The sequence below is a fragment of the Hymenobacter sp. GOD-10R genome, assembly GCF_035609205.1.
Taxonomy (GTDB): domain Bacteria; phylum Bacteroidota; class Bacteroidia; order Cytophagales; family Hymenobacteraceae; genus Hymenobacter.
In genome coordinates this window covers 5,965,586-5,988,373 of sequence record NZ_CP141184.1, presented here as the reverse complement: position 1 = coordinate 5,988,373, position 22,788 = coordinate 5,965,586, and the positions used below count along the sequence as shown (strand labels likewise).

The 22,788-nt window shown below is 50.6% G+C and carries 15 protein-coding genes; 11 read left to right on the top strand and 4 right to left on the bottom strand.

What is annotated here, in order from left to right; genetic code table 11:
* Window positions 1–87: 87 nt before the first annotated feature.
* The 3 genes from lpcA to SD425_RS23895 all read right to left on the bottom strand — a co-directional run bounded on the left by lpcA (window position 88) and on the right by SD425_RS23895 (window position 3,106).
* Entirely contained in the window at window positions 88–681 is a 594-nt protein-coding gene (gene lpcA, locus SD425_RS23905; RefSeq protein WP_324673038.1) for a D-sedoheptulose 7-phosphate isomerase, read from the bottom strand.
* Window positions 682–691: 10 nt separating this feature from the next.
* On the bottom strand, window positions 692–1,183 hold the full coding sequence (locus SD425_RS23900) for a hypothetical protein (RefSeq protein WP_324673036.1): 492 nt from the start codon (window positions 1,181–1,183) through the stop codon (window positions 692–694).
* A gap of 78 nt (window positions 1,184–1,261) precedes the next feature.
* Window positions 1,262–3,106 carry an ABC transporter ATP-binding protein gene (locus SD425_RS23895; RefSeq protein ID WP_324673034.1) on the bottom strand — a complete coding sequence of 615 codons (1,845 nt, stop codon included), beginning with the start codon at window positions 3,104–3,106 and terminating at the stop codon, window positions 1,262–1,264.
* A gap of 309 nt (window positions 3,107–3,415) precedes the next feature.
* Between SD425_RS23895 and SD425_RS23890 the strand changes: the two genes are divergently transcribed.
* The gene (locus tag SD425_RS23890) at window positions 3,416–5,077 is read left to right on the top strand and encodes a glycoside hydrolase family 28 protein (protein WP_324673032.1); all 1,662 of its coding nucleotides are present in this window, start codon (window positions 3,416–3,418) and stop codon (window positions 5,075–5,077) included.
* A 102-nt stretch (window positions 5,078–5,179) separates the two neighbouring features.
* Complete coding sequence (locus tag SD425_RS23885; RefSeq protein WP_324673030.1) at window positions 5,180–7,132, top strand: glycoside hydrolase family 88 protein; 1,953 nt, start codon at window positions 5,180–5,182, stop codon at window positions 7,130–7,132.
* 84 nt (window positions 7,133–7,216) lie between these two features.
* On the opposite strand, the gene SD425_RS23880 is transcribed toward SD425_RS23885, so the two are convergent.
* The gene (locus SD425_RS23880) at window positions 7,217–8,269 is read right to left on the bottom strand and encodes a LacI family DNA-binding transcriptional regulator (RefSeq protein WP_324673028.1); all 1,053 of its coding nucleotides are present in this window, start codon (window positions 8,267–8,269) and stop codon (window positions 7,217–7,219) included.
* A gap of 562 nt (window positions 8,270–8,831) precedes the next feature.
* Between SD425_RS23880 and SD425_RS23875 the strand changes: the two genes are divergently transcribed.
* From SD425_RS23875 to SD425_RS23835, 9 genes are all read left to right on the top strand, one after another.
* A complete protein-coding gene (locus SD425_RS23875) occupies window positions 8,832–12,083 on the top strand; it encodes a TonB-dependent receptor (protein WP_324673026.1) in 3,252 nt (1,083 codons plus the stop codon).
* A 19-nt stretch (window positions 12,084–12,102) separates the two neighbouring features.
* A complete protein-coding gene (locus tag SD425_RS23870) occupies window positions 12,103–13,884 on the top strand; it encodes a RagB/SusD family nutrient uptake outer membrane protein (protein ID WP_324673024.1) in 1,782 nt (593 codons plus the stop codon).
* Between the two features lie 2 nt (window positions 13,885–13,886).
* A complete protein-coding gene (locus tag SD425_RS23865) occupies window positions 13,887–14,225 on the top strand; it encodes a cupin domain-containing protein (protein ID WP_324673021.1) in 339 nt (112 codons plus the stop codon).
* 26 nt (window positions 14,226–14,251) lie between these two features.
* Window positions 14,252–16,309, top strand: a complete 2,058-nt coding sequence (pelA, locus tag SD425_RS23860) for a pectate lyase (RefSeq protein WP_324673019.1) — start codon at window positions 14,252–14,254, stop codon at window positions 16,307–16,309.
* A 26-nt stretch (window positions 16,310–16,335) separates the two neighbouring features.
* Window positions 16,336–17,859, top strand: a complete 1,524-nt coding sequence (locus SD425_RS23855; protein ID WP_324673017.1) for a tagaturonate reductase — start codon at window positions 16,336–16,338, stop codon at window positions 17,857–17,859.
* Window positions 17,860–19,512, top strand: a complete 1,653-nt coding sequence (locus SD425_RS23850; RefSeq protein WP_324673015.1) for an altronate dehydratase family protein — start codon at window positions 17,860–17,862, stop codon at window positions 19,510–19,512. It abuts the gene before it with no gap.
* Between the two features lie 115 nt (window positions 19,513–19,627).
* Window positions 19,628–21,112, top strand: coding sequence for a glucuronate isomerase (gene uxaC, locus SD425_RS23845; RefSeq protein WP_324673013.1), 1,485 nt, complete (start codon window positions 19,628–19,630; stop codon window positions 21,110–21,112).
* Window positions 21,033–22,043, top strand: a complete 1,011-nt coding sequence (locus SD425_RS23840; protein ID WP_324673010.1) for a sugar kinase — start codon at window positions 21,033–21,035, stop codon at window positions 22,041–22,043. Before uxaC ends, SD425_RS23840 begins: the two co-directional genes overlap by 80 nt.
* A gap of 19 nt (window positions 22,044–22,062) precedes the next feature.
* Entirely contained in the window at window positions 22,063–22,719 is a 657-nt protein-coding gene (locus SD425_RS23835) for a bifunctional 4-hydroxy-2-oxoglutarate aldolase/2-dehydro-3-deoxy-phosphogluconate aldolase (protein WP_324673008.1), read from the top strand.
* Window positions 22,720–22,788 lie beyond the last annotated feature (69 nt).

Here is a 22,788-nt window from a genome sequence, read left to right as displayed (position 1 = left end):
GGAACGCAGAAAAGCATGAAAAATCGTGCCCATCGCAACGCAGCAGTGTAAGCAGTGCAAAACCGCGCTGCTATATGCGAGCTAGGATCATTGAGCAGGCACTACCAGCTGCTCAATGAGCATAATCAAGATGTGGATGACTTTGATATGCACTTCCTGAATACGGTCGGCAAAGCCCGTGTGCGGCGCCCGGATTTCTACATCACTTATTGCGGCTAGCTTGCCACCATCTTTGCCCGTAAGGCTTACCACGCTCATGCCTTGCTTATGAGCTGCTTCGGCTGCTAAAAGCACGTTGGGCGAGTTGCCACTAGTGCTGATGGCCAGCAGCACATCGCCAGGACGGCCCAGGGCTTCTACATAGCGGCTGAAGACACGGTCGTAACCATAGTCATTTGCTACGCAGCTCATGTGGGAAGCTTCGGTAAGCGCTATTGCGGCTAAGGCTGGCCGGTCGCCACGATAGCGGCCACTGAGTTCTTCGGCGAAGTGTTGCGCATCACATAAGGAGCCGCCGTTGCCGCAACTGAGCAGCTTCCCGTGGCTTTGTAAGCTAGCTGCCATCAAGCGCGCAGCTTGCTCAATACGGCTTAAGTTGTGCGAGTCAGAAAGGAAACGGTCGAGTAAGTCGCGGGCCTCGGTTAGCTCAGCCCGAACAAGGTCGGTTAGGAGAGGGGTCACAAAGAAAAGATTACAACGACGAGCGAGTGTCGCGGCCCGGCGCTGGGGGGATGATGATATTCGGCTTTTCGATAGGGGCGTTGGCTAAGCCTGGGTCAGATTGCGGGAATATAGGCGAATGCGCCGTCGGCTCCGTGGCGGGCGGTGTCGTAACAGACCGACGCTGCAAATCCCGGTCACGCTGCTCCATCTGATGATCATAGAGCTTGGCCTTCAACTCATTGATCTTGTTTTCGTGTCGCGTAATATCACGCTGCAAGGCTAACGAATTTATGTTTTCCACAAGCAGCTCCAGTCCTAGTAAAACTAGGCCGATGATAAACAGCGTATTGTAGAAAGTTGCCAGATGGTAAGCACTATCGGGGTTGCCGATGGTTGAGGTGGTATTAAGACCAAGGGCTGACGCAAAGGTATCGCGCGTGGCGGGGCTGAACACAAACAGCAGCGCCAACAGCAGATACACCATGGCAACGATGTTGATAATGCGTTTGAGAGCAAGCATAAGAGTAGAGGCTAAATGGAACGGCAATCATGCCTAATACGCAAATAACGGCTTAATAGATGAGAAGTAAGCTCAACGTTAAACCAAGGCAGCATTGCTTTGTAACTGATTCAGACGCTGATACAAGCCGCCCGGGCGCCGCAACAACTCTTCATGCGTGCCACGCTCTACGATACAGCCGTGTTGCAGAACTACTATCTCATCAGCGTGCTGTACCGTGCTCAGCCGGTGCGCAATAACCAAAGAGGTACGGCTTTTCATGAGGCGGGTGAGAGCCTCCTGCACAAGCTTCTCCGACTCGGTATCAAGGGCCGAAGTAGCTTCGTCAAGAATCAGAATAGGCGGATTGCGCAGAATGGCGCGAGCAATGCTCAGGCGTTGGCGCTGACCACCCGAAAGCCGGGACCCTCGGTCGCCAATAAGGGTGTGGTAACCCTCTGGCGTGGCCGTGATGAAGTCGTGCGCATTGGCGATTTTGGCCGCCTCAATCACTTCGGCCTCGGTGGCTTCGGTGTTGAAGCGAATGTTGTTAAATATGGTGTCGTTGAACAGAATGCTTTCCTGCGTCACAATGCCCATCTGGTCGCGCACGGAGTGCAGGGTGCACTCGCGAATGTCGTGGCCGTCGATAAGGATTTTACCGCCTGTTGGGTCGTAGAAACGGGGCAATAGGTCTGCTAGGGTCGATTTGCCTCCCCCAGATGGCCCCACCAACGCTACTGTTTTGCCTTTGGGAATAATCAGGTTGATATCCTTCAAAACCGGCTGCTCACCATAAGCGAACTGGAGGTTACGTAGCTCGATTTCTTTTTGGAAGGGGGGAAGCACTTGCGCATTAGGCAGATCACGCACCGTAGACTCCGCATCAATGATGTGCAGAACCCGCTCGCCCGCTACCAAGCCGCGCTGAATATTGCCGAACGATGATGACAGCGCCTTGGCCGGCGTGAGCACCTGAGAAAACAAAATCACATACCCGATAAACGTTTCCCCATCCAGACTCGACTGTCCGCCCAAGATTAGCGTGCCGCCGAAGTAGAGCAAGCCCGCCACCACCGACACCCCCGCAAATTCCGAAAATGGTGAAGCTAGGTCCCGTGTGTTATCAATAGCGCGCGAAGTGCGGGCATACTGGTCGTTCTGGCTCTCAAATTTGCCTTTGATGTACTCTTGTGCATTGAACGCTTTGATGACCCGAATACCCCCCAGCGTCTCGTCAATTACAGAAAGCATGGTACCTAGGGTGCTTTGGCTTTGTTTCGCTTGGGTACGCAGACGCTTAGCCACGCTTGCGATGATACCACCCGAAATCGGGAGCAGAATCAAGGTAAACAGCGTCAGGGGCAACGAAATGTGGAATAGCACCGCGAAATAGGCAACAATCGTCAGCGGCTCCTTAATAACGGCGGTCATGGTATTAACCACCGATGTTTCTACTTCCTGCACATCAGACGTGAAGCGCGACATCAAGTCGCCCTTGCGCTCTGCGCCAAAGAAGCCTAGCTGCAACCCAATGATGCGATAGTACAGATCTCGACGAAGATTGCGAATAACGCGGGCACGCACCTTTGCTAGCAGACGCAAGCTCAGATAGCGGAACACATTACTAAGTAGGACCGAACTCACGACTACCATGCACACAAAAGCGAGTGCACCTAGCTTGCCCCGGTCGGCTAGCACATCAGCAAAGAAATAGTTGAATGTATCGGTCACCCATTGGATAGTGGGCCGAAAGGACGGCAGGGTCGCCGGCGCTTGCAGGTGAACCTTATCTGTTTTATCGAACAGCACCTTCAGCAGCGGAATCACGAGTGTGAAATTGGCAATGCTGAAAAGGATGGTCAGTACCGTATAAGCTAGGTACTGAGGCAGAAAAATAGCCCAAGGCCGGGCGTATTGCAGAATGCGAAGGTACGTCTTCATGGAACTGCAAAGGTAACGCATTCACTTGGCTCGGCTCAGTAGCGCAAGGCGCAGCATGTTTTGCTGATACTATAAGAAAGTGAAGGTGCAACCTACAGCAGGCGAATGCTTACTTTAGCATAGCTATATGGCAACGTTCCCGATAACGTTTGCACAAATAAGTATCGCACCTTACCGCATAAAATCCTAGCTAATCCTGTAACATTAACAAAGTTTGGCCTTTCTGTTGGCGCCTGAATTTAGTAGTAACTAGCAGCTCGTATAATGCGAGCTATTCATTTGACATCATCACTTCAATATACCCCGCACTTGAAAGCACTATTCTCTACTGCTCTGCTAGCCATGGGCAGCTGGCTGATGCATTTCGATGCTACGGCGGCCCCCAACCCACCCTTGCCGCCGGTGAAAACCCCAGAATTTCGCAAAGACACCGTTAACATTACCAAGTTTGGGGCAGTACCCGATGGCTTGACCAAGTCGACGGCTATTCAGCAAGCTATTGATGCCTGTAGCAAAGCAGGCGGGGGCATCGTGCTGGTGCCCCGCGGCCATTGGCTGACGGCTGGCATCGAGATGCGCAACAATGTGAACCTGCATCTAGCAAAAGGATCCTTAGTACAGTTCAGCGATAATCACGCTGATTATCATCTTATCAGAACCAACTGGGAAGGTGTAGATGCCGTGCGTAATCAAGCCTTGATCTATGGCGAAAACCTAGAGAACATTGCCGTTACGGGAGAAGGCGTTTTCGATGGCGCCGGTGATACGTGGCGCGCAGTTAAAAAGAACAAACTGACGGAAACGCAGTGGAAGCGCCTAACCGCTTCGGGTGGCGTGGTGAACGAAAAGAAGGACACTTGGTATCCATCCGAACAGTCACTGAAAGGCTCAACTATCCCGGAAGCATTCTACATCAGACCGGGCAAACAAACCACGAAAGACTTCGAAGACATCAAAGACTTTCTGCGGCCCGATATGATTGTGCTAGCTCGATGCAAGCGCATTCTGTTGGAAGGCGTGACGTTTCAGAATTCCCCTGCTTGGACCATTCACCCCTTGATGAGCGAAGACATTACCGTGCGTAATGTATATGCCTTCAATCCGGAATACGGCCAGAACACCGACGGCATTGACCTAGAGTCGTGCAAAAACGGCATCCTAGAAGGCAGCACGTTCGACGTCGGCGACGATGGCATTTGTATTAAGTCGGGTCGTGATGAGCAGGGGCGCAAACGGGGAATGCCTACGGAGAACTTCATCATCCGAAACTGCACAGTGTATCATGCCCACGGCGGTTTCGTTATTGGCTCCGAGATGTCGGGTGGTGCACGTAATCTATACGTGTCGAACCTCACCTTCATGGGTACCGATGTGGGCCTGCGCTTCAAGGCGGCGCGTGGCCGGGGCGGGGTAGTCGAAAACATCTTCATCGACAACGTTGACATGAAGAACATCGTCGGCCAGGCCATCATTTTTGACCTGTATTATATGGCCAAAGATCCTGTGCCTCTCGCTGGCGAATCAACGGCGCCTCCTATCATTAAAGCGGAGCCCTTGAACGAAGGAACCCCAACTTTCCGTCATATTGAGATTAAGAACGTGACGTGCAACGGCGCCGAAACGGCCATCATGCTACGCGGCTTGCCTGAAATGCCAGTGAAGGATATCAGCATCGAAAATGCCGTGCTACAAAGCACCAAGCCCATGTTGTGCATTGAGGCCGAGAATATTCGTTTGAAGAATGTGACTCTGCTTTCGAAAGAAACAAAGCCAGTCCTGGAAATTCAGAATAGCCAAAACATCAGCTTCGACAATCTGAAGTATGCGCCGGGTGCTGATCTGCTCATGCGCATCACCGGCGACCGTACCAAGAACATCAAACTCACCAACACGGACACCAAAGCCGCTAAGAAAGATGTGGAGCTAGGTGACAAGGTGTCGAAGAAAGTGGTGCTGGTTACAAAAAATTAAACTTCTTGTTCTGTCAATTTCAGTCTGGGTAGGTGCCGCGGCTATTAGCTGTCGGCATTTACTCAGACTGAAGCTATAGTATAGCATTACTACTTTTCTCCCATGAAAAAGAGTTTCCGTCTGCTAGCTGGCTTAGCGCTGCTAGGCTTAGGGCAAAATGCGCTGGCGCAAACCAGCGGCCCTGCCCAAACGATGTCGCAGCGTATGGCTGATGCCTTTATCAGCTGGCATCCTGATTCTATCCTGATCGGCAGCCGCAAAACGGCGCGTTGGGACTATGAGCAAGGGCTGATGTTGAAGGCGGTGGAGCGTGTCTGGCAACGCACCGGCGACGCCAAGTACTACACATACATCGTAAAGGACATCGATCAGTTTGTGCAGCCCAACGGGGTTATTCGCACCTATAAGCTAGACGATTACAACCTTGATAATTTGACCACCGGTCATGCCTTGCTGACCCTAGCTCAAGTATCACAAGGAAGCCAAGCCGCACAAGAAAAGTACAAGCAAGCTGCCCAAACGCTGCGCAAACAGCTTGATGGACAGCCCCGCACCAAAGAAGGTGGCTTCTGGCACAAGAAAGTCTACCCTAATCAAATGTGGTTAGACGGCTTGTACATGGCGGAGCCTTTTTACGCTGAGTACAGCAAGGTATTCAACCAGCCAGCAGGTTTCGACGATGTAGCCAAGCAGTTCGCGCTCATTGAGAAGCACTTGGTTGACTCTAAAACGGGCTTGCTCTACCATGGCTACGATGAGAGCAAAGAGCAGAAGTGGGCTAACAAACAAACCGGCCAGTCGCCAAACTTTTGGGACCGAGGTATGGGCTGGTACGCCATGGCCTTGGTGGATGTGCTCGATTATTTCCCTGCTAATCATCCGCAACGTGCGCAACTCATCAAAGATGTGCAGCGCCTAGCTCCAGTGTTAGCAAAATATCAGGACCCGAAAACCGGCACCTGGTCACTGGTGGTAGATCAAGGTTCGCGCAAGGGCAACTACGCGGAGGCTTCGGGCTCAAGCATGTTTGTATACATGCTTGCCAAAGGCGTACGGATGGGCTACCTCGATCGGAAGTATGCTGCCGTAGCACAGAAAGGCTACGATGGTTTGCTTAAAACCTTTGTAGCAACGGAGAACAACGCCCTAGCTTTCAACGGCACGGTGAGTGTGGGTGGCCTAGGAGGCAACCCGTACCGCGACGGCAGCTACGAGTATTACTTAAGCGAACCATTGCGCAAAAACGATCTTAAGGGAGTTGGACCATTCATCCTGGCTAGCATTGAGATGGAAATTGCCAAGGAGAACAGCATCGGTCAAAACAAGACGGTTGGCCTCGACTACTACTTCAATCACGAGTTCCGCAAGAATAGCATCACGGGCGAGCAGGAGCAGTGGCATTACACCTGGGAAGATCGGACGCACGGCGGTTTCTGGTTGCTCGGTAATCAGTTTCGGGAGCTAGGTGCCAAGACGGTTTCGATTCCCACTGCACCAACTGCCGCCTCGCTAAAAGGCATCGACGTGTACATTATTGTCGATCCAGATTCGAAAAAGGAAACACCTAAACCTAACTTCGTTCAAGCAAACGACATCAAAGCCATTTCAGACTGGGTGAAGGCCGGCGGCACGCTTGTAATGATGGCTAACGATACCTCTAACTGCGAAATCCCGCACTTCAATGAGCTAGCCAAAGCATTCGGTATGAGTTTCATTCCGAAGAGCCTGAACATGGTGAAAGGAGACCAATTCGAACAAGGACGCGTAGACATACCCGCGGGCAATGCTGTCTTCAAACATACCAAAGCGGCCTACATCAAGGAGCTAGCTCCCATTGGGTTACAGGGAAACACTGGCAAGGCATTGGTATCGAAGGGCAGCGACGTTATTATGGCCACTGCTAAAGTGGGGAAGGGAACTGTGTTTGTAGTTGGTGACCCATGGTTGTACAACGAATACACGGATGGCCGTAAGATTCCAGCAGTGTACGAAAACTTCAATGCTGGCAAAGACCTAGCTACCTGGGCGCTGCAGCAGAAAGCAGCTATTAAATAGCCTGGTATACGTCGAGTACCTACAACAAGGCCTCCTCTTGCTTAAGCAAGAGGAGGCCTTGTTGTAGGTAGAGTACCGTGCTACCTAGCTTTGGTTTAGATAGGATAGTGAATTTAACTCTCCCATTTGTCTCGTTGATTCCCGAATAACAAGTTCTGTCGGAAGCTTTACTGTATTAATAGGAGCAGCTTTCTGCTTACGTTCGATCAGATCAATTAACCGTTCAGCGGCTACCTGCCCAATTTCTTGTGCCGGCTGCACGACGGTACTCAACGAAGGATATAGGAGGTCAGCCACGTTCAGATTAGTAAACCCGATAAGTGAGACATCTTGCGGAATAGCTACATGTCGCTGACGTAGGGCGGTAAGGCAACCTACCGCCAGCCGGTCGCTAGCCGTAAAAAACGCGTCTGGGGTAGGGGTTAAGGCCATTAGCTCATCCACCATCGGTCCTACTTCATTCGGTCCGAAGGTGCCATAGCGCACAAGCTGCTCGTCGAAAGGTAAGCCGTAGCGCTCCAGAGCGGCTTGGTATCCTGCTAGGCGTTCCTTTGTGATGGAAAGCCATGGCGGGATGGTCAGGTGCGCAATGCGTTTGCGGCCGCTCTTAATAAGATGCTCTGTTGCGGCGAAGGCGCCAGCAAAATTGTCGGCAACTACTTGGGTAGCATCTAACTCTGGTGATACTCGGTCAAATAGTACGATTGGCAAGCCCCTCTGCTGTACCTCTTTTAAGTGGTCTATTTTGGCAGACTCGCTGGAAAGCGAAATGAGCAGCCCATCGACCTTACGATCCATCGACTGCTCGACATTCGCTACTTCACGTTCATACGATTCGTGGCTCTGGAAAATGATGACATGGTAGCCACGATTGTAGGCGATGGCTTCAATGCCGTTGATAGCTTGAGCAAAAAAGAAGTTGGCGATCTGCGGAACAATAACCGCAATAGCACGACTCGAGCTACCCTTCAAGCTAAGGGCGATAGGATTAGGCCGGTAGTTGAACCGCTCAGCACACTCCATGACCAAACGCTTCGTCTCCGGGTTAATTTCATAGCTGCCCCGTAACGCCCGCGAAACGGTTGATGTCGAGATATTCAGCTCCCGGGCAATATCTTTTATAGTGAAGTTACTCAACTGGCGGAAGGTAGGAGGCTAGGCAGAATACAATAATCCGGACGTGCAAAAGTGAAGGGTACTTTGCTCTGTCAAAGGAAGGAGGCCCTAAATTCAGCTTTTTTCTGCAATAAGTTTTTAACGTGACCTTTCGTGGCAACGTTCCCGATAACGTTTGCACGAATAAAAACAGTAATATTCTTCCTTTTTTCTTTTTGGGAGACTAATCTTATTGACCAAAAACTTTCCTCACAGTTGTTGGCACGTTGCTTGAACCTTTCGAAAGGTCTATAAAGCAGTTCGGCTTGTAAGCAACTTTGTCTAACGTTCAAAAACTTCAGTTTATCTATTTTCCGCTATTCGATTCAGCTGATTCAGCTAACGTTTTAGCTAAGACTACTTCCGAAACTGCCCCGTGCTGCTGATTGTCAACTCTACGTCCTGGAACACTAGATTCCTACTTACCAAAGGTGGACGTTTTGCTTAGCTAATATCAGTTAACTAAAGCTGTCCTTGACCATCTGGCGGCCAGCCATTCGACGCGAATCAATTCCAACCTAGTCCCATACCCTTCTCTTATTTTATGAAAAAACATTTATTGCTAATGCTCTTGCTGCTGCATGTTGCACTGCTTGCTTCAGCACAACAGCGGGCCATCCAGGGAATTGTCCGATCAACGGAGAAAAATGAGGTGCTACCAGGCGTTACGGTTGTAGTAAAAGGAACAACTATCGGTGCTACTACGAACTCGGAAGGTATGTTCACCATGACCATCCCCGAAGGAGATGCCACTTTGCGCTTTAGCTATATTGGTTTCGTGTCTAAAGATGTTCCAATTGGAAATAAGACGAAAATCGATGTTCAACTGTCGCCTGATTCCAAGGCTCTTGATGACGTAGTTGTAATTGGTTATCAGCCAGTTCAGCGACGTGATGTAACTGGTTCCGTATCATCAGTTAGCGCACAGCAAATCAAAGACGTTCCGGTTAACTCAGCTGCGGAAGCGCTGAATGGTCGTTTGGCTGGTGTGCAAGTAACTGCCTCCGAGGGACAACCTGGCTCTGATATTCGGGTTCGGGTACGGGGCGGTGGCTCTATCACGCAGGATAACTCCCCTCTCTACGTTGTGGATGGGGTGCAAGTGGAGAATGCCTTGTCTGTACTGTCTCCTCAAGATATTCAGTCAGTAGACGTACTTAAGGATGCATCGGCTACAGCTATTTACGGTGCTCGTGGTGCTAATGGTGTGGTAATTATTACGACCAAAAATGGCCGTGAAGGCAAGACTGTTGTGAGTTACAATGGCTTTGCGGGCTTCCGTCACATCACCAAAACGATTGACGTATTAAAAACGTCAGACTACTTGGACTATGCTTATGAACGCTCAGCTATTGCAGGAGCTGATGCACTAAATTCGTTTAAGAGCCGCTTTGGTACTCGCAACTATACCAGCGATACACTAGGTCTCCAAAGAACAGCACCTTTCATTGACTGGCAAGACAAAGTATTTGGCCGTGATGCTTTCCAGCAAACACACAACTTGTCTATCTCAGGTGGTGGAAAAGGTACCACCTATTCCTTGAGTCTGACCCATAATGATGAAGATGGCATTCAGATTCAATCGGGCTTCACGCGTAATCTGGTAAACTTCCGGTTCGACAGCAAAGCGAGTGATAAGTTTCGCTATGGGTTCAATACTCGCTTCTTAGACCAATCAATTACAGGTTCAGGCACTTCTACCCAAGGCACCAGCTCTACTACAAATACTCGTCTACGAAACACGATTGTTTACCTGCCGTTTGCTTCGTTGCTCCCTGGCTCAGTAGATCCTAATAACCTAAACGTAGATGATGAGTTCTTTGCGGCTTCTGGTTCGTTGTCGAACCCCGTTTTGACTATTCAAAACGAATACCGTAAAGACAAGCGTCGGCTTTTTAACTTGAGCGCCAACGCCAGTTACAACTTCACGAAAGACCTAGTATTCCGCTCGACGGTTGGTTTTGATAACACGAACAACCGCACAGATACTTTCAACGGTCAGTACTCGCCTACGATCCGAGGTGGTAACTATTCTGGCTTGCCTTTCCTAGGTATTGCGACGAGCCAGCAAGTAACCTTCAACAATTCTAACGTCCTGACTTACTCCTTTAAGAAGGGCAAACACTCTGTGGATGCGTTGCTAGGTCACGAAATCTATCAGCAGCGTACGACGGCTCTAAATGTACAGAGCTACTATTTGCCGCTGCAGATTACAGCAGATCGGGCATTCGATAACATCAACCAGCGTGACCCTAATGCTCCTGCGACCCAGCAGCCTGCTCCTACTACCAGCGTTCCTTCTGATTACCGTTTGCTGTCAGGCTTTGCTCGAGCTACTTATTCTTACGAAGACAAGTACCTGTTCACTGGTACAGTCCGCGGCGACGGTTCGTCTAAGTTCAAGGGCAGCAACAAAGTAGGTTACTTCCCAGCAGGCTCGTTTGCTTGGCGCATTTCGCAAGAGGATTTCATGAAGTCGATCAGCAACACTGTATCGGATATGAAACTGCGTTTGAGCTATGGCTTGGCCGGTAATAACCGTATTGGCGACTTCCTGTATGATCCTCTCTTCACAACTGGTGGCAACATTCAGTATGCTGTAAACCATACTATCGTTCCTGGTTCGGCGGCTCTGACATTAGCTAACCCAAATTTGAAATGGGAAACGACAGTATCGCGTAACCTAGGTTTGGATATTAGCTTGTTCAACAACCGGGTTCAGTTCACTGCTGATGCTTACTACAATAAGACCCGTGACTTGCTACTGAACCTAGCTATTCCATCTACTTCGGGGTATGCGACTCAGTTGGTTAACATTGGCTCTACTTCGAACAAAGGCTTAGAGCTACAAGCTAGTGGTACGATCATCCAAGGCAAGGATTTCACTTGGACATCTAACGCAAACATCTCGTTCAACCGCAATAAGGTAGAAAGCCTGGGGCCCTTGAGAGAATTGCCACTACAGTACTCTGGTTGGGCTAGTACTGCTATTGCCGCTGACTATTATGTTGCAGTTGGTAGACCAGTAGGTCTGATGTACGGTTATGTAACCGATGGTTGGTATACGGCTGATGACTTTGAAGGCTATGATAGCAGCAAGGCTAGATGGGTGCTAAAAACAGGTGTTGCTAGCGACAAAGGTGTAACAGGCTACAGCAGCACAGAAGTTAATCCAGGCACTATTAAGTTGAAAGATGTAAATGGTGACGGTACCGTAAACGAACAAGACCGTACCGTTATCGGCAATGCTAATCCTAAGTTCTCGGGTGGTCTAAATCAACAATTCAACTACAAGAACTTCGATGCTAGCGTCTTCTTGAACTTCGTGTATGGCAATGATGTCTACAACGCTAACAAAATTGAATTGACATCTTTCCTCGCTAACTCTCAGCTTAGCAACGGCCTAGCTATCATGAAAGATCGGTACCGCACGATTGACGAAAACGGCGCCATCATCACGGACCTAGAGACGTCACGTCGCTTGAACCAAAATGCTAAAATCTGGTCGCCAGCTCGCCAGCTTTTCCCCCACTCTTGGGCAATTGAGGATGGTTCATTCTTACGTGTGAACAACGTTACGGTGGGTTACACTGTGCCGAAAACCATCACCCAGCGCATCAAGCTCTCCCAGGCTCGTTTCTACGTGACGCTGAACAACCTTTATACATTTACAAAATATAGTGGCTTTGACCCTGAGGTTAATACCCGCCGCGGCACGCCTCTTACCCCTGGCGTTGACTATGCTGCTTATCCCCGCAGCAAAGCTTATCTGTTCGGTATGAACCTATCCTTTTAATTACTGAAGCTGCTTTACGATGAAACGCATATTTCGCCCAACTCTTGTTGCCGCAGCTATCGCCTGCTCACTAGGTGTCAGCTCGTGCAAAGATTATTTAGAAGTCAACCCGACCGCTGTTGATACGCCTGAAACCATATTCAGTAACGTAAGCGGTGCTACAAGCGCAATAATTGGCGCTTACGACCCTTTGTCAGGTGATGCTGGCTACGGCAACCGTCTTAGCTCTTATTATCCCTTCGACTCTGATGAGATGCAAAGCAGCTCAGGGGGAGATGATGCCGGTTCAGGTCGTCGGGGTATTGCCCGCTATACGTCCGTTACCACCAACGCGGAAGTACTCAATCCTTGGAACCAACTGTATCAAGGCATTGAACGAGCCAATCTCTGTATCAAATATGTTCCAGAGATGACGCAGTACAATAGTGGTACTGATATGGTAACTGTCAGACGCATTCATGGAGAAGCACTGACCCTGCGGGCTCAGTACTACTTCGAACTAGTGCGTAACTGGGGTGATGTGCCAGAGCCACGTACTCCTTCTGTAACAGGCCAAGACTTCAACTTACCCCGAACCGACCGTGACGTAATTTTTGATCACCTGCTGGATGATTTAGCTTTGGCTGAGACGCTAGTGCCTTGGCGCTCGGAGGTTGCCAGTGACGAGCGTATCACAAAAGGTGCTGTTAAAGCCTTGCGGGCCCGCATTGCTATGTACCGTGGAGGCTACTCACTACGCCAAAATGGTCAGGTAAGCCGTCCTAGCAACTATAAGGACTTCTACGCCATCGCACGCAATGAGTGTTCTGATCTAATGGCTAACCGTGGTCAGCACACTCTCAATGCTAACTACGAAGAAACTTTCCGGAGCATCAATGAGCTGCGGGTAGAAGCTGCTCACGAAATCATATTCCAGGTAGGTATGGGTGGCGCTAGTGCAGCTTCAGATAGTAAGCTAGGGTATTACAACGGCCCACGTATCACGGCTTCACCGAAGTACGGCCAGTCAAGCGGTGCTGTAACAGTACTACCCACTTACTTCTATGCCTTCGATTCGCTGGATACACGCCGTGATGTAACAATTGCACCTTACACTATCGGCTCAACTGATAACCAAGCGCTTACTACCCTTATCAGTATGTACGACGGCAAGTTCCGTCGCGACTGGCGGTTGCCATTAGTTCCAGCAGTGTCAGTACAAAGCTTAAATTATAATTGGCCTCTCATTCGGTTTGCCGATGTGCTGCTAATGTTTGCAGAAGCGCAGAACGACCTAGCTGGCCCAACGGTAGCCTACAACGGAGTTACAGCTACTCAAGCGCTAATGGAAGTACGTGTGCGCGGATTTAAAGGAAACACGAAAGCTGCTGGTACACCGCCTACTGATCAAGCTGGGTTCTTCAATGCTATAGTCAACGAACGTTTCGTAGAATTTGGCGGTGAGGGTATCCGTAAGTACGACCTGATCCGCTGGAATCTACTCGGAACAAAGCTAGCAGAGACAAAAGCTACTCTACGCGCTTGGATAGCCGATCAGACAGCGTCTAGTCCCTACGCTAAGATTCCATTGGTAATGTACTACACTGTTGTGAACGGTCAGGTAAAATACTCTCGGTCGCTTTATCGTCCGGCTCCGGCTACTAAGCCAGCGGGTACCACCAACGTAAACTGGCGTTCGTCTATTACAGAAGCTAGAATCGCTGACATTGCCTCGGGTTATACGACCAACCGACAGTTGCTTCCGATCCCAGCATCAGCTATAACAACAAACCCGAACTTGGTACAAAACCCAGGATACTAATAATGGATAATAGCCAAAACCCGTTTTCAGAAGATTCTTCTCTATCATGGGAAAACGTGGGCGAAGGCGTGCGACGCAAGATCCTCGCCTATAACGCTGACCTGATGATGGTGAAAGTTGCCTTTGAAACAGGGAGTATTGGCGCTATTCATCAGCATGTGCATACGCAGATTACCTATGTGGAAAGCGGCGTGTTTGAAGCCTCTGTGGATGGACAGAAACGAGTACTTCGAGCAGGAGATACATTTCTCGCCCCATCTAACATCTGGCATGGGGTAGTTTGCCAAGAGGCAGGTGTTTTAGTAGATGTGTTCAATCCAATGCGCGAGGATTTTGTGTAATCCGCTGAGCTAGTAAATACAAACGCATGAAGCAGTTTTGGAAACTGTTATGCTTGATTTTGGGCCTGACCGCAGGAGTTTTTCCTGCGGCTCAGGCTCAACGCATTATTGTAGCTGCGGATGGTTCTGGAACGTTCCGGACTGTTCAGGAGGCAGTCAACAGCTTACCTGCGCAAGCCGCACAGCCACGGACTATCTTCATCAAGAATGGTACTTACCACGAAAAAGTATCCATTGATGGTAAGAACAACTTGATCCTTAAAGGTGAAAGTGAGAAGGGTGTTGTGCTGACCAATGCGCAAGCGCGTGATGCCTGGTACTGCGACCCTCAGTCACATGCCAATGATTGGGGGGTGGCAACGCTCAACATGCGTAACAGCCCTGATGTGACACTAGAAAACTTGACAGTCATCAATAGCTACGGCTTCGATACTAAAGGTGATGCTTTCATTGACTGCCCTACTGCCTCGGGTGGTAAGAAATCAATAAGCAAAACCGGACACCAAATGGCATTGCGAACAATGGCTGGTGCGATCCGGCTTATTGTTCGCCACTGTACGTTCCGTGCCCTAGGTGGTGATACGGTAAGCCCTTGGGATGTAGAAGCTGGCCTCTATTATTTTGTCGACTGCACGATGGAAGGTGGAGTCGATTTTTACTGTCCACGTGGCTGGGCTTACGCGGAGAACTGTCGCTTCATTTGCCATAACATGGAAGCGGCTATCTGGCATGATGGTTCCGGCAACAAAGACGAGAAGACAGTATTAAAAAACTGTACGTTTGAAGGCGACGATAACTTCAAGCTAGGTCGCTATCATCGGGAGTCTCAATTCTACTTAGTAGACTGCAAGTTTCCCAAAAACATGGCCGACGCTGACATCTACCAAGCAAAGTCGGGCCCTGGTACCCCGTTATGGGGACGACGCGTGTATTACTACAACTGCCACCGCAAAGGCGGCGATTACGCTTGGCATAAGAACAACTTGGAGAAAGCCATTGGCGCTCCCAGTCCGAAGCAGATTACGGCGAACTGGACATTCGGTGGACGGTGGAACGTTAACAAAAAGGCTGTAGCACTAGCTGCTCCTGCGCCTACAGCATTGGCCAAAGACTCGGCCGCTGAGCGAATGTTGGTATTCCAACGCAGTGTGGGTGGCTGGCCTAAAGCAGTGAACGGAACCAAGGTTAGCTATGAGCATCCCCTGACTGCTGCCGAAAAAGCTAGCACACGCAAAGACGCAGATCATGCGGACGCTACCATTGACAATAATGCGACAACCCGTGAAATCCGCTATTTGCTAGCAGCGGCTCAGCGCACAGGCAACATGGCATATCGCAACGCTGCCGAAAACGGTATTCGCTACTTGCTGAAAATGCAGTACCCCAACGGGGGCTTCCCGCAGTATTATCCAGATCATAGCCTCTACCGTCACCAGATTACTTACAACGACGACGCCATGATTCGTGCTTTATCGATACTGCGCGATTTGGTAGAGCATAAAGGTGACTTTACGCTCGTCGACCAAGCGCTAGTGCCACAAGCAAAGCTAGCCGTGGAGCGAGGCGTAGATTGCATCCTGAAAACCCAATACGTGCAGAACGGCAAACTCACGGCTTGGTGCGCGCAACATGATGAGAATACACTTCAGCCGGCCAAAGCACGTGCCTTCGAGCTAGCTTCATTGAGCGGCGATGAAACAGTTGGCATTGTACAGTTTCTGATGGGCGTTGATAACCCTTCGCCGGAATTGCGCAAAGCTGTTGTTAGCGCGGTGACTTGGCTGAATGAGGTGAGAATGCCGAACCAAGCAGTAAAGGATATTAAAGATGCCGCGCAGCCGACCGGTCGCGACCGGGTGATTGTCTCTGAACCTGGCTCGACTATTTGGGCTCGATTCTACGATTTAGAATCAAATAAGCCTATCTATGTAGGTCGTAATTCAGAGAAGAAAAATACCTTAGCCGAAATAGAAAACGAACGCCGGGCCGGCTACCTCTACGTCGGTACTTGGCCTGAAAAGCTGCTGACTAAAGATTACCCTGCCTGGCAGCAAAAATGGGAAAAAGGCAGCAGCAAACTGTAACCAAAGCACAAGAGTCAACCTAAAAAATGAAGCATTTATCTCGCTCTATTGGGGCCGGCCTAGCCGAAACGCCCGTGGCAATGCCGGAGGAAAAACTATTCGAGCTGCCCGAAAAAGTTATACAATTTGGTACGGGTGTACTGCTGCGCGGGCTCCCCGATTTTCTTATTGACAAGGCTAACCGCCAAGGAGTGTTCAACGGTCGCATTGTCGTTGTGAAGTCAACTGACGGCGGCGACATTGAAGCGTTTAATCGCCAAGATGGTCTTTATACAGTATGCGTCCGTGGTATTGAAGATGGACAAACCGTCGATGAAAATGTGGTGTGTTCTGCTATCAGCCGCGTATTGTCAGCGAAGAGCCAATGGGAAGAGATTCTCAAATGCGCCGCTAATCCTGAGCTACAAGTAGTCATTTCGAACACCACGGAGGTTGGCATCCAACTCGTACCCGACGATATCAGGCAGTCGCCACCCCAGTCGTTTCCAGGTAAGCTCCTTGCTTTTCTGTATGCGCGCTTCCAGGCATTCAAAGGCGATAAGTCGAAGGGCTTAGTCATTGTGCCAACGGAGCTTATTCCGGATAACGGGAGCAAACTGGAGGCGATTCTGCTGGAGCTAGCTCACCGCAACGGTCTCGAAAGTGAGTTCATGGATTGGTTAGAAGCGGCCAACACTTGCTGCAACTCGCTCGTTGACCGCATCGTGCCGGGCCGCCCTGATGAGGCTACCTACCGCGGCATTACCGAGCAGCTTGGCTACGAAGATGACCTATTGACCATGTCGGAAGCATTCCTGCTGTGGGCTATTCAGGGCGACGAACGGGTAAAATCAATTCTGTCCTTCCATGAGGTTGACAAAGGAATTGTTATTCAGCCCGATATTAATCTATTCCGTGAACTGAAGCTGCGCCTACTCAACGGTACGCACACACTAAGCTGTGGCTTAGCCTACTTAAGTGGTTTTGAGACGGTGCGCTCGGCGATGGAAAACGATACGGTGGGTACTTTTATCAGCAACTTGATGTTAGCTGATTTGCTACCAGGCATTCCATACCCAGTAGACGAAAAAGTGGCTCAGCGTTTTGGCTTGCAAGTAATGGATCGTTTCCGCAACCCTTTCATGGAACACCGGTGGCTAGCTATTACAATGCAATACACTGCGAAAATGCAGATGCGCAACATCCCAACGCTGCTGCATTACTACAAGCGGTTCAATGCTGTGCCGGAGTGTATGGCCTTGGGTTTTGCGGCTTACTTACTGTTCATGAAAGGCACCGAGCAACGCGGCACAACGTGGTACGGTCAAGTGAACGGTGGTGAGTATGCCATTCAAGACGACAAGGCTGGCTACTTCGCTGACCTTTGGGCAACCCAAGAGGCAGAAGAATTGGTCACGACGGTATTGCACAATCAAAGCCTGTGGGGCCACGATTTAACTCAACTACCTGGTTTCGTTAAACAAGTAGGTGACTACCTACAGAAGATGCTGGAAAATGGCGCTTACCCAACGGTAGCTGCATATTTCAATAAAACGACTCTCGCAAAATAGATGAAGCATTTAGTAGCCAAGATCCATCCCGACGACAACGTACTGGTCGCTTTAACCGATTTGCCAATCGGGACACCAGTAACCTGGGACGGAACGACCGTGACGACCACGGAGAAAATACCCGCCAAACACAAGCTGGCTCTGCAAACGCTAGAGCCTGGCGACTCGGTGACCATGTATGGTGTACTGGTGGGCAAAGCTCGGCACGCTATTCAACTAGGTGGTTTGCTGACGACTGCTAACATTCAGCATGCTACCAACAGCTACGACGAGCACCAAGAGAAGCGTCGGAACTGGAACGCGCCTAACGTCGATTATTGGCAGGAACAAACCTTTATGGGTTTTCACCGCTCCGATGGGCGCGTGGGCACGGCCAACTATTGGCTGGTGATTCCGCTAGTGTTCTGCGAAAACCGCAACATCCAAGTGCTGGAAGAAGCCTTGGTGAATGACCTAGGTTACGCTCGCCGCAAGAGCTATCAGCCCCAGACGCAGGAGTTGATTTCGCTCATGCAGTCGGGTAAAACGTTAGAAGAGATTCTCGCAACTGATTTGCGCAGTGCAGATAATAGTGCTGCTCGGCCTCGACTGTTCCCTAATGTTGATGGCATCCGTTTCCTGTCGCACGAAGGTGGTTGTGGTGGTATTCGCCAAGATGCACAGTCATTGTGTGGCCTGCTAGCCGGTTACATCACGCACCCAAACGTAGCTGGCGCCACCGTGCTTAGCTTAGGTTGCCAGAATGCCCAGGTGAGCATGCTGCAAGATGAAATCAAGAAGCGTAGCCCCAACTTCGATAAGCCGCTCTACATTTTGGAGCAGCAAAAGATTGGTACCGAAGAAGCGCTGGTAAGCCAAGCTTTGCGCCAAACCTTTGCTGGTTTGATGATAGCCGACAAGAATGAGCGTCAGCCTGCTCCGCTTAGCAAGCTGACCATTGGCTTGGAATGCGGCGGTTCCGATGGCTTCTCTGGTATCTCCGCTAACCCTGCTGTTGGTCACGTATCCGATCTGATGGTGGCCCTAGGTGGTTCTGTAATCCTGGCGGAGTTCCCCGAACTGTGCGGCGTTGAGCAAGAATTGGTAGATCGTAGCGTAGACAGCGAAACAGCCGAGCGGTTCAGCAGCCTCATGAAGGCGTATGGCGACAGCGCTATTGCCGTTGGTTCCGGTTTTGACATGAACCCATCGCCCGGCAACATTCGCGACGGCCTTATTACTGATGCTATGAAGTCGGCGGGTGCAGCACGCAAAGGCGGTTCGTCGCCAGTCGTAGCTGTGCTTGACTACCCTGAGCTAGTTACGAAGCCAGGCTTGAACCTGCTGTGCACGCCTGGCAACGACGTTGAGTCGACGACTGCTGAAGTGGGGTCAGGTGCTAATCTCGTACTGTTCACTACGGGCCTAGGTACGCCAACGGGGAACCCGATTGTACCGGTTGTGAAGATTTCGAGCAATACAGCGCTGGCTAAGCGCATGCCCGATATCATCGACGTGAACACTGGTACCGTTATCGACGGGGAAGAAACCATTGAGCAAGCCGGGCAGCGCATCCTAGAGTATGTGGTACGGGTTGCCAGCGGGGAAGAAGTAAGCGCCGTACGTCATGGACAAACGGACTTCATTCCTTGGAAACGGGGTGTCTCGTTGTAATATTCCAGTTTGAAATAGCCACATTGCAGGAGACTACGGGGAAGCAATTGCTGCGTAAGCTCCTACCTTGCTAACCAAGTGCGAAGGAGGAGCTTCGCCCCTAATTTTTACCAATATGAAGAAGCCTTTTTTGAACGAGGACTTCCTGCTGCAGACCGATACGGCCCAGCAACTCTACCACGAGTTTGCTAAGCAGATGCCCATCATCGACTATCACTGCCACCTTCCTCCCGACCAGATTGCCCAAGACAAGCAGTTCGATAATCTAACCCAAATCTGGCTTTACGGCGACCACTACAAGTGGCGCGCCATGCGGGCCAACGGAGTAGACGAGCGCTACATTACAGGTGATGCTTCCGACTGGGAGAAGTTCGAAAAATGGGCGGAGACGGTGCCGTATACCATGCGTAACCCGCTCTATCACTGGACGCACTTGGAGTTGCAGCGCTACTTTGGCATCACAGAACTGCTGGATGGCAGCAGCGCCCGTCGCATTTACGACGCATGCAACGAGAAGCTCCGTACGCCTGAGTATTCGGTGCGTAACCTGCTGTTGAAGATGAAAGTGGAAACCGTCTGCACAACCGACGATCCATCTGATTCACTAGAGCATCATCACGCTATTGCCGCTGAGCCATTCGGCATTCGGGTGCTACCAACGTTCCGCCCTGATAAGGCTATGGCAGTGGAAGACCCGGCAGTTTACAATGTTTACTTAGATAAGCTAGCTGCTTCGGCCAGCGTCGAGATTCATACCTATGGTAACCTGCTGACTGCTCTACAGCGTCGTCACGACTACTTTGCGAAGCTAGGTTGCCGCTTGTCGGACCACGGCTTGGAGCAGATTTATGCCGTTGACTACACGGATGAGGAAGTCATTGACATCTTCGCCAAGATCCGCGGTGGTCACGCTCTGACGCACGACGAAGTTCTGAAGTTTAAGTCGGCTATTCTTATTGCGCTGGCTGAAATGGACTGGGATAAGGGCTGGACTCAGCAGTTCCACCTAGGTGCTCTGCGCAACAACAACTCACGTGCCTTGCGTCAGCTAGGCCCTGATACCGGTTGGGACTCCATCGGCGACTTCCCTCAAGGCCGTGCACTCTCCACCTTCCTCGACCGCCTCGACTCGCAAGATCGTCTGGCCAAGACCATCATCTACAACCTGAACCCAGCAGACAACGACTTGATAGCTACCATGATCGGTAACTTCAATGACGGTTCGGTTGCGGGCAAGGTGCAGTTTGGCTCGGGCTGGTGGTTCCTCGATCAGAAAGTAGGAATGGAGAACCAGGTGAACTCGCTCTCCAATATGGGCCTGCTGAGCCGCTTTGTGGGCATGCTCACCGATTCGCGCAGTTTCCTTTCATATCCGCGCCACGAGTACTTCCGTCGGGTGCTATGCAACCTTTTCGGCACCGATGTCGAGAACGGTGAGTTGCCTGACGACCTAGCTTGGATCGGTCAGATTATCCAGAACATCTCTTACGGCAATGCCAAGGCCTACTTTGGTTTTGAGAATGAAGCAAGTGGTAACGTTCGGCGAAATAATGATGCGGCTGTCGCCACCGCTGAATTACCGATTCATACAAACGGATAATCTTGAAATAACCTACGGGGGCGGCGACGCCAACGTGGCAGCATCGTTGGCGCGGCTGGGTATTCCAGCCGCCCACGTTACCTGTTTTCCTGATAACGAGCTAGGTCAAGCAGCCTCGCAGTCGTTCCAGAAGCTAGGTGTCGATATGTCGCACACCGTGTTTCGTGGCGAGCGGTTGGGCCTCTACTTCTTGGAAGTGGGTGCGTCTATGCGAGCCAGTAAAATTGTATACGACCGCTTTAACTCAGCCTTCGCAAATCTGCAACCTGAATGGTTCGATTGGGAAGAGATCTTGAAAGATGCTCAGTGGTTTCACTGGACGGGTATCACGGCTGCGGTATCAGCTACGGCAGCCCAGGCCTGCCGAGATGCTATCAAAGTGGCTCGTCGCCTGGGTATCACGGTTTCAGCGGATGTAAACTATCGGCGTAACCTGTGGCAATACGGCCAGAAAGCGCAGGATGTGATGCCTGAGCTAGTAGAAGGCTGTGATGTGATTGTGTGCACCGAAGGCGATGCTGACGATTTATTCAGCATCAAAGCTGAAGCTGATACCTCAAATCGTTTTGAATCCGTTGCGAAACAATTAGCTCAACGTTTTCCGCAGGTAAAGAAAGTAATTGCCACCAACCGTGAAACGCTTAGTGCCTCGCATAATCGTTTGACAGGCATCATGTTCAACGGTCAGAACTATATCGAAACGCAGGCCTACGATATCGTTCCCATTGTGGACCGAATTGGCGGCGGTGATGCTTTTATTGCTGGGTTTATCTACGGTTCGCTAAATTACCCCACAGAGCAAGAAGCTCTCACTTTCGCGGTAGCTGCTTCGGCGCTCAAACACACAATTCATGGTGACGTCAACCTAGCGACCGTCGCCGAAGTGGAGCAAGTTGTTGGGGGAGACACCTCCGGACGCTTGCTGCGCTAATGTTTTAATAACTAACTACATGGCCCGATTTTCCGCTGCCGACGCCCTTTCCACCGTTCTGCAGTATCCTATAGTGCCGGTGTTCTACCATGCGGATGTTGCCTACGCAAAACGCATTGTGCAAGCTTGTTACGCTGGTGGCCTTCGGGTATTCGAATTCACCAATCGCGGTGAGAAGGCTTTTGATGTTTTTTCGGAACTGCAATCGTTTGTCGCAGAGCAGTGCCCAGAAATGCTGCTAGGTATTGGCACTATATACAAAGCCGAAGATGCTGAGCGCTTTATTGCCGTTGGGGCTGACTTTGTGGTACAGCCTGTAGCAACAGCTGAAGTAGCTGCAGTGTGCAAACAACACAACATTCCATGGATGCCCGGTACCATGACGCCGACGGAGATTTACAACGCTACGCAGCTCGGTGCGGCTGTTGTAAAAATCTTCCCCGGCAACATGGTAGGACCTAGCTACATCAAAGCCTTACGTGGCCCTATGCCCGACGTAACGCTGATGGTAACAGGCGGCGTGGAACCCACGAACGAAAGCCTAGCTGATTGGTTTGGTGCTGGTGTAAACGCGGTTGGTATGGGTTCGCAGCTGTTCAAGAATGCGGACGATACGGAAGCCTTGAGCGCTAGCATTGCCAAGCTCCTGCAATTCGTTAATACGCTGAAAAAATAACGCTGCACGTAGGTAGCCGTCGGCGTTCAAGCTGAGGGTTAGCTTCGCTGTAAGTCCCGCTCACTTATT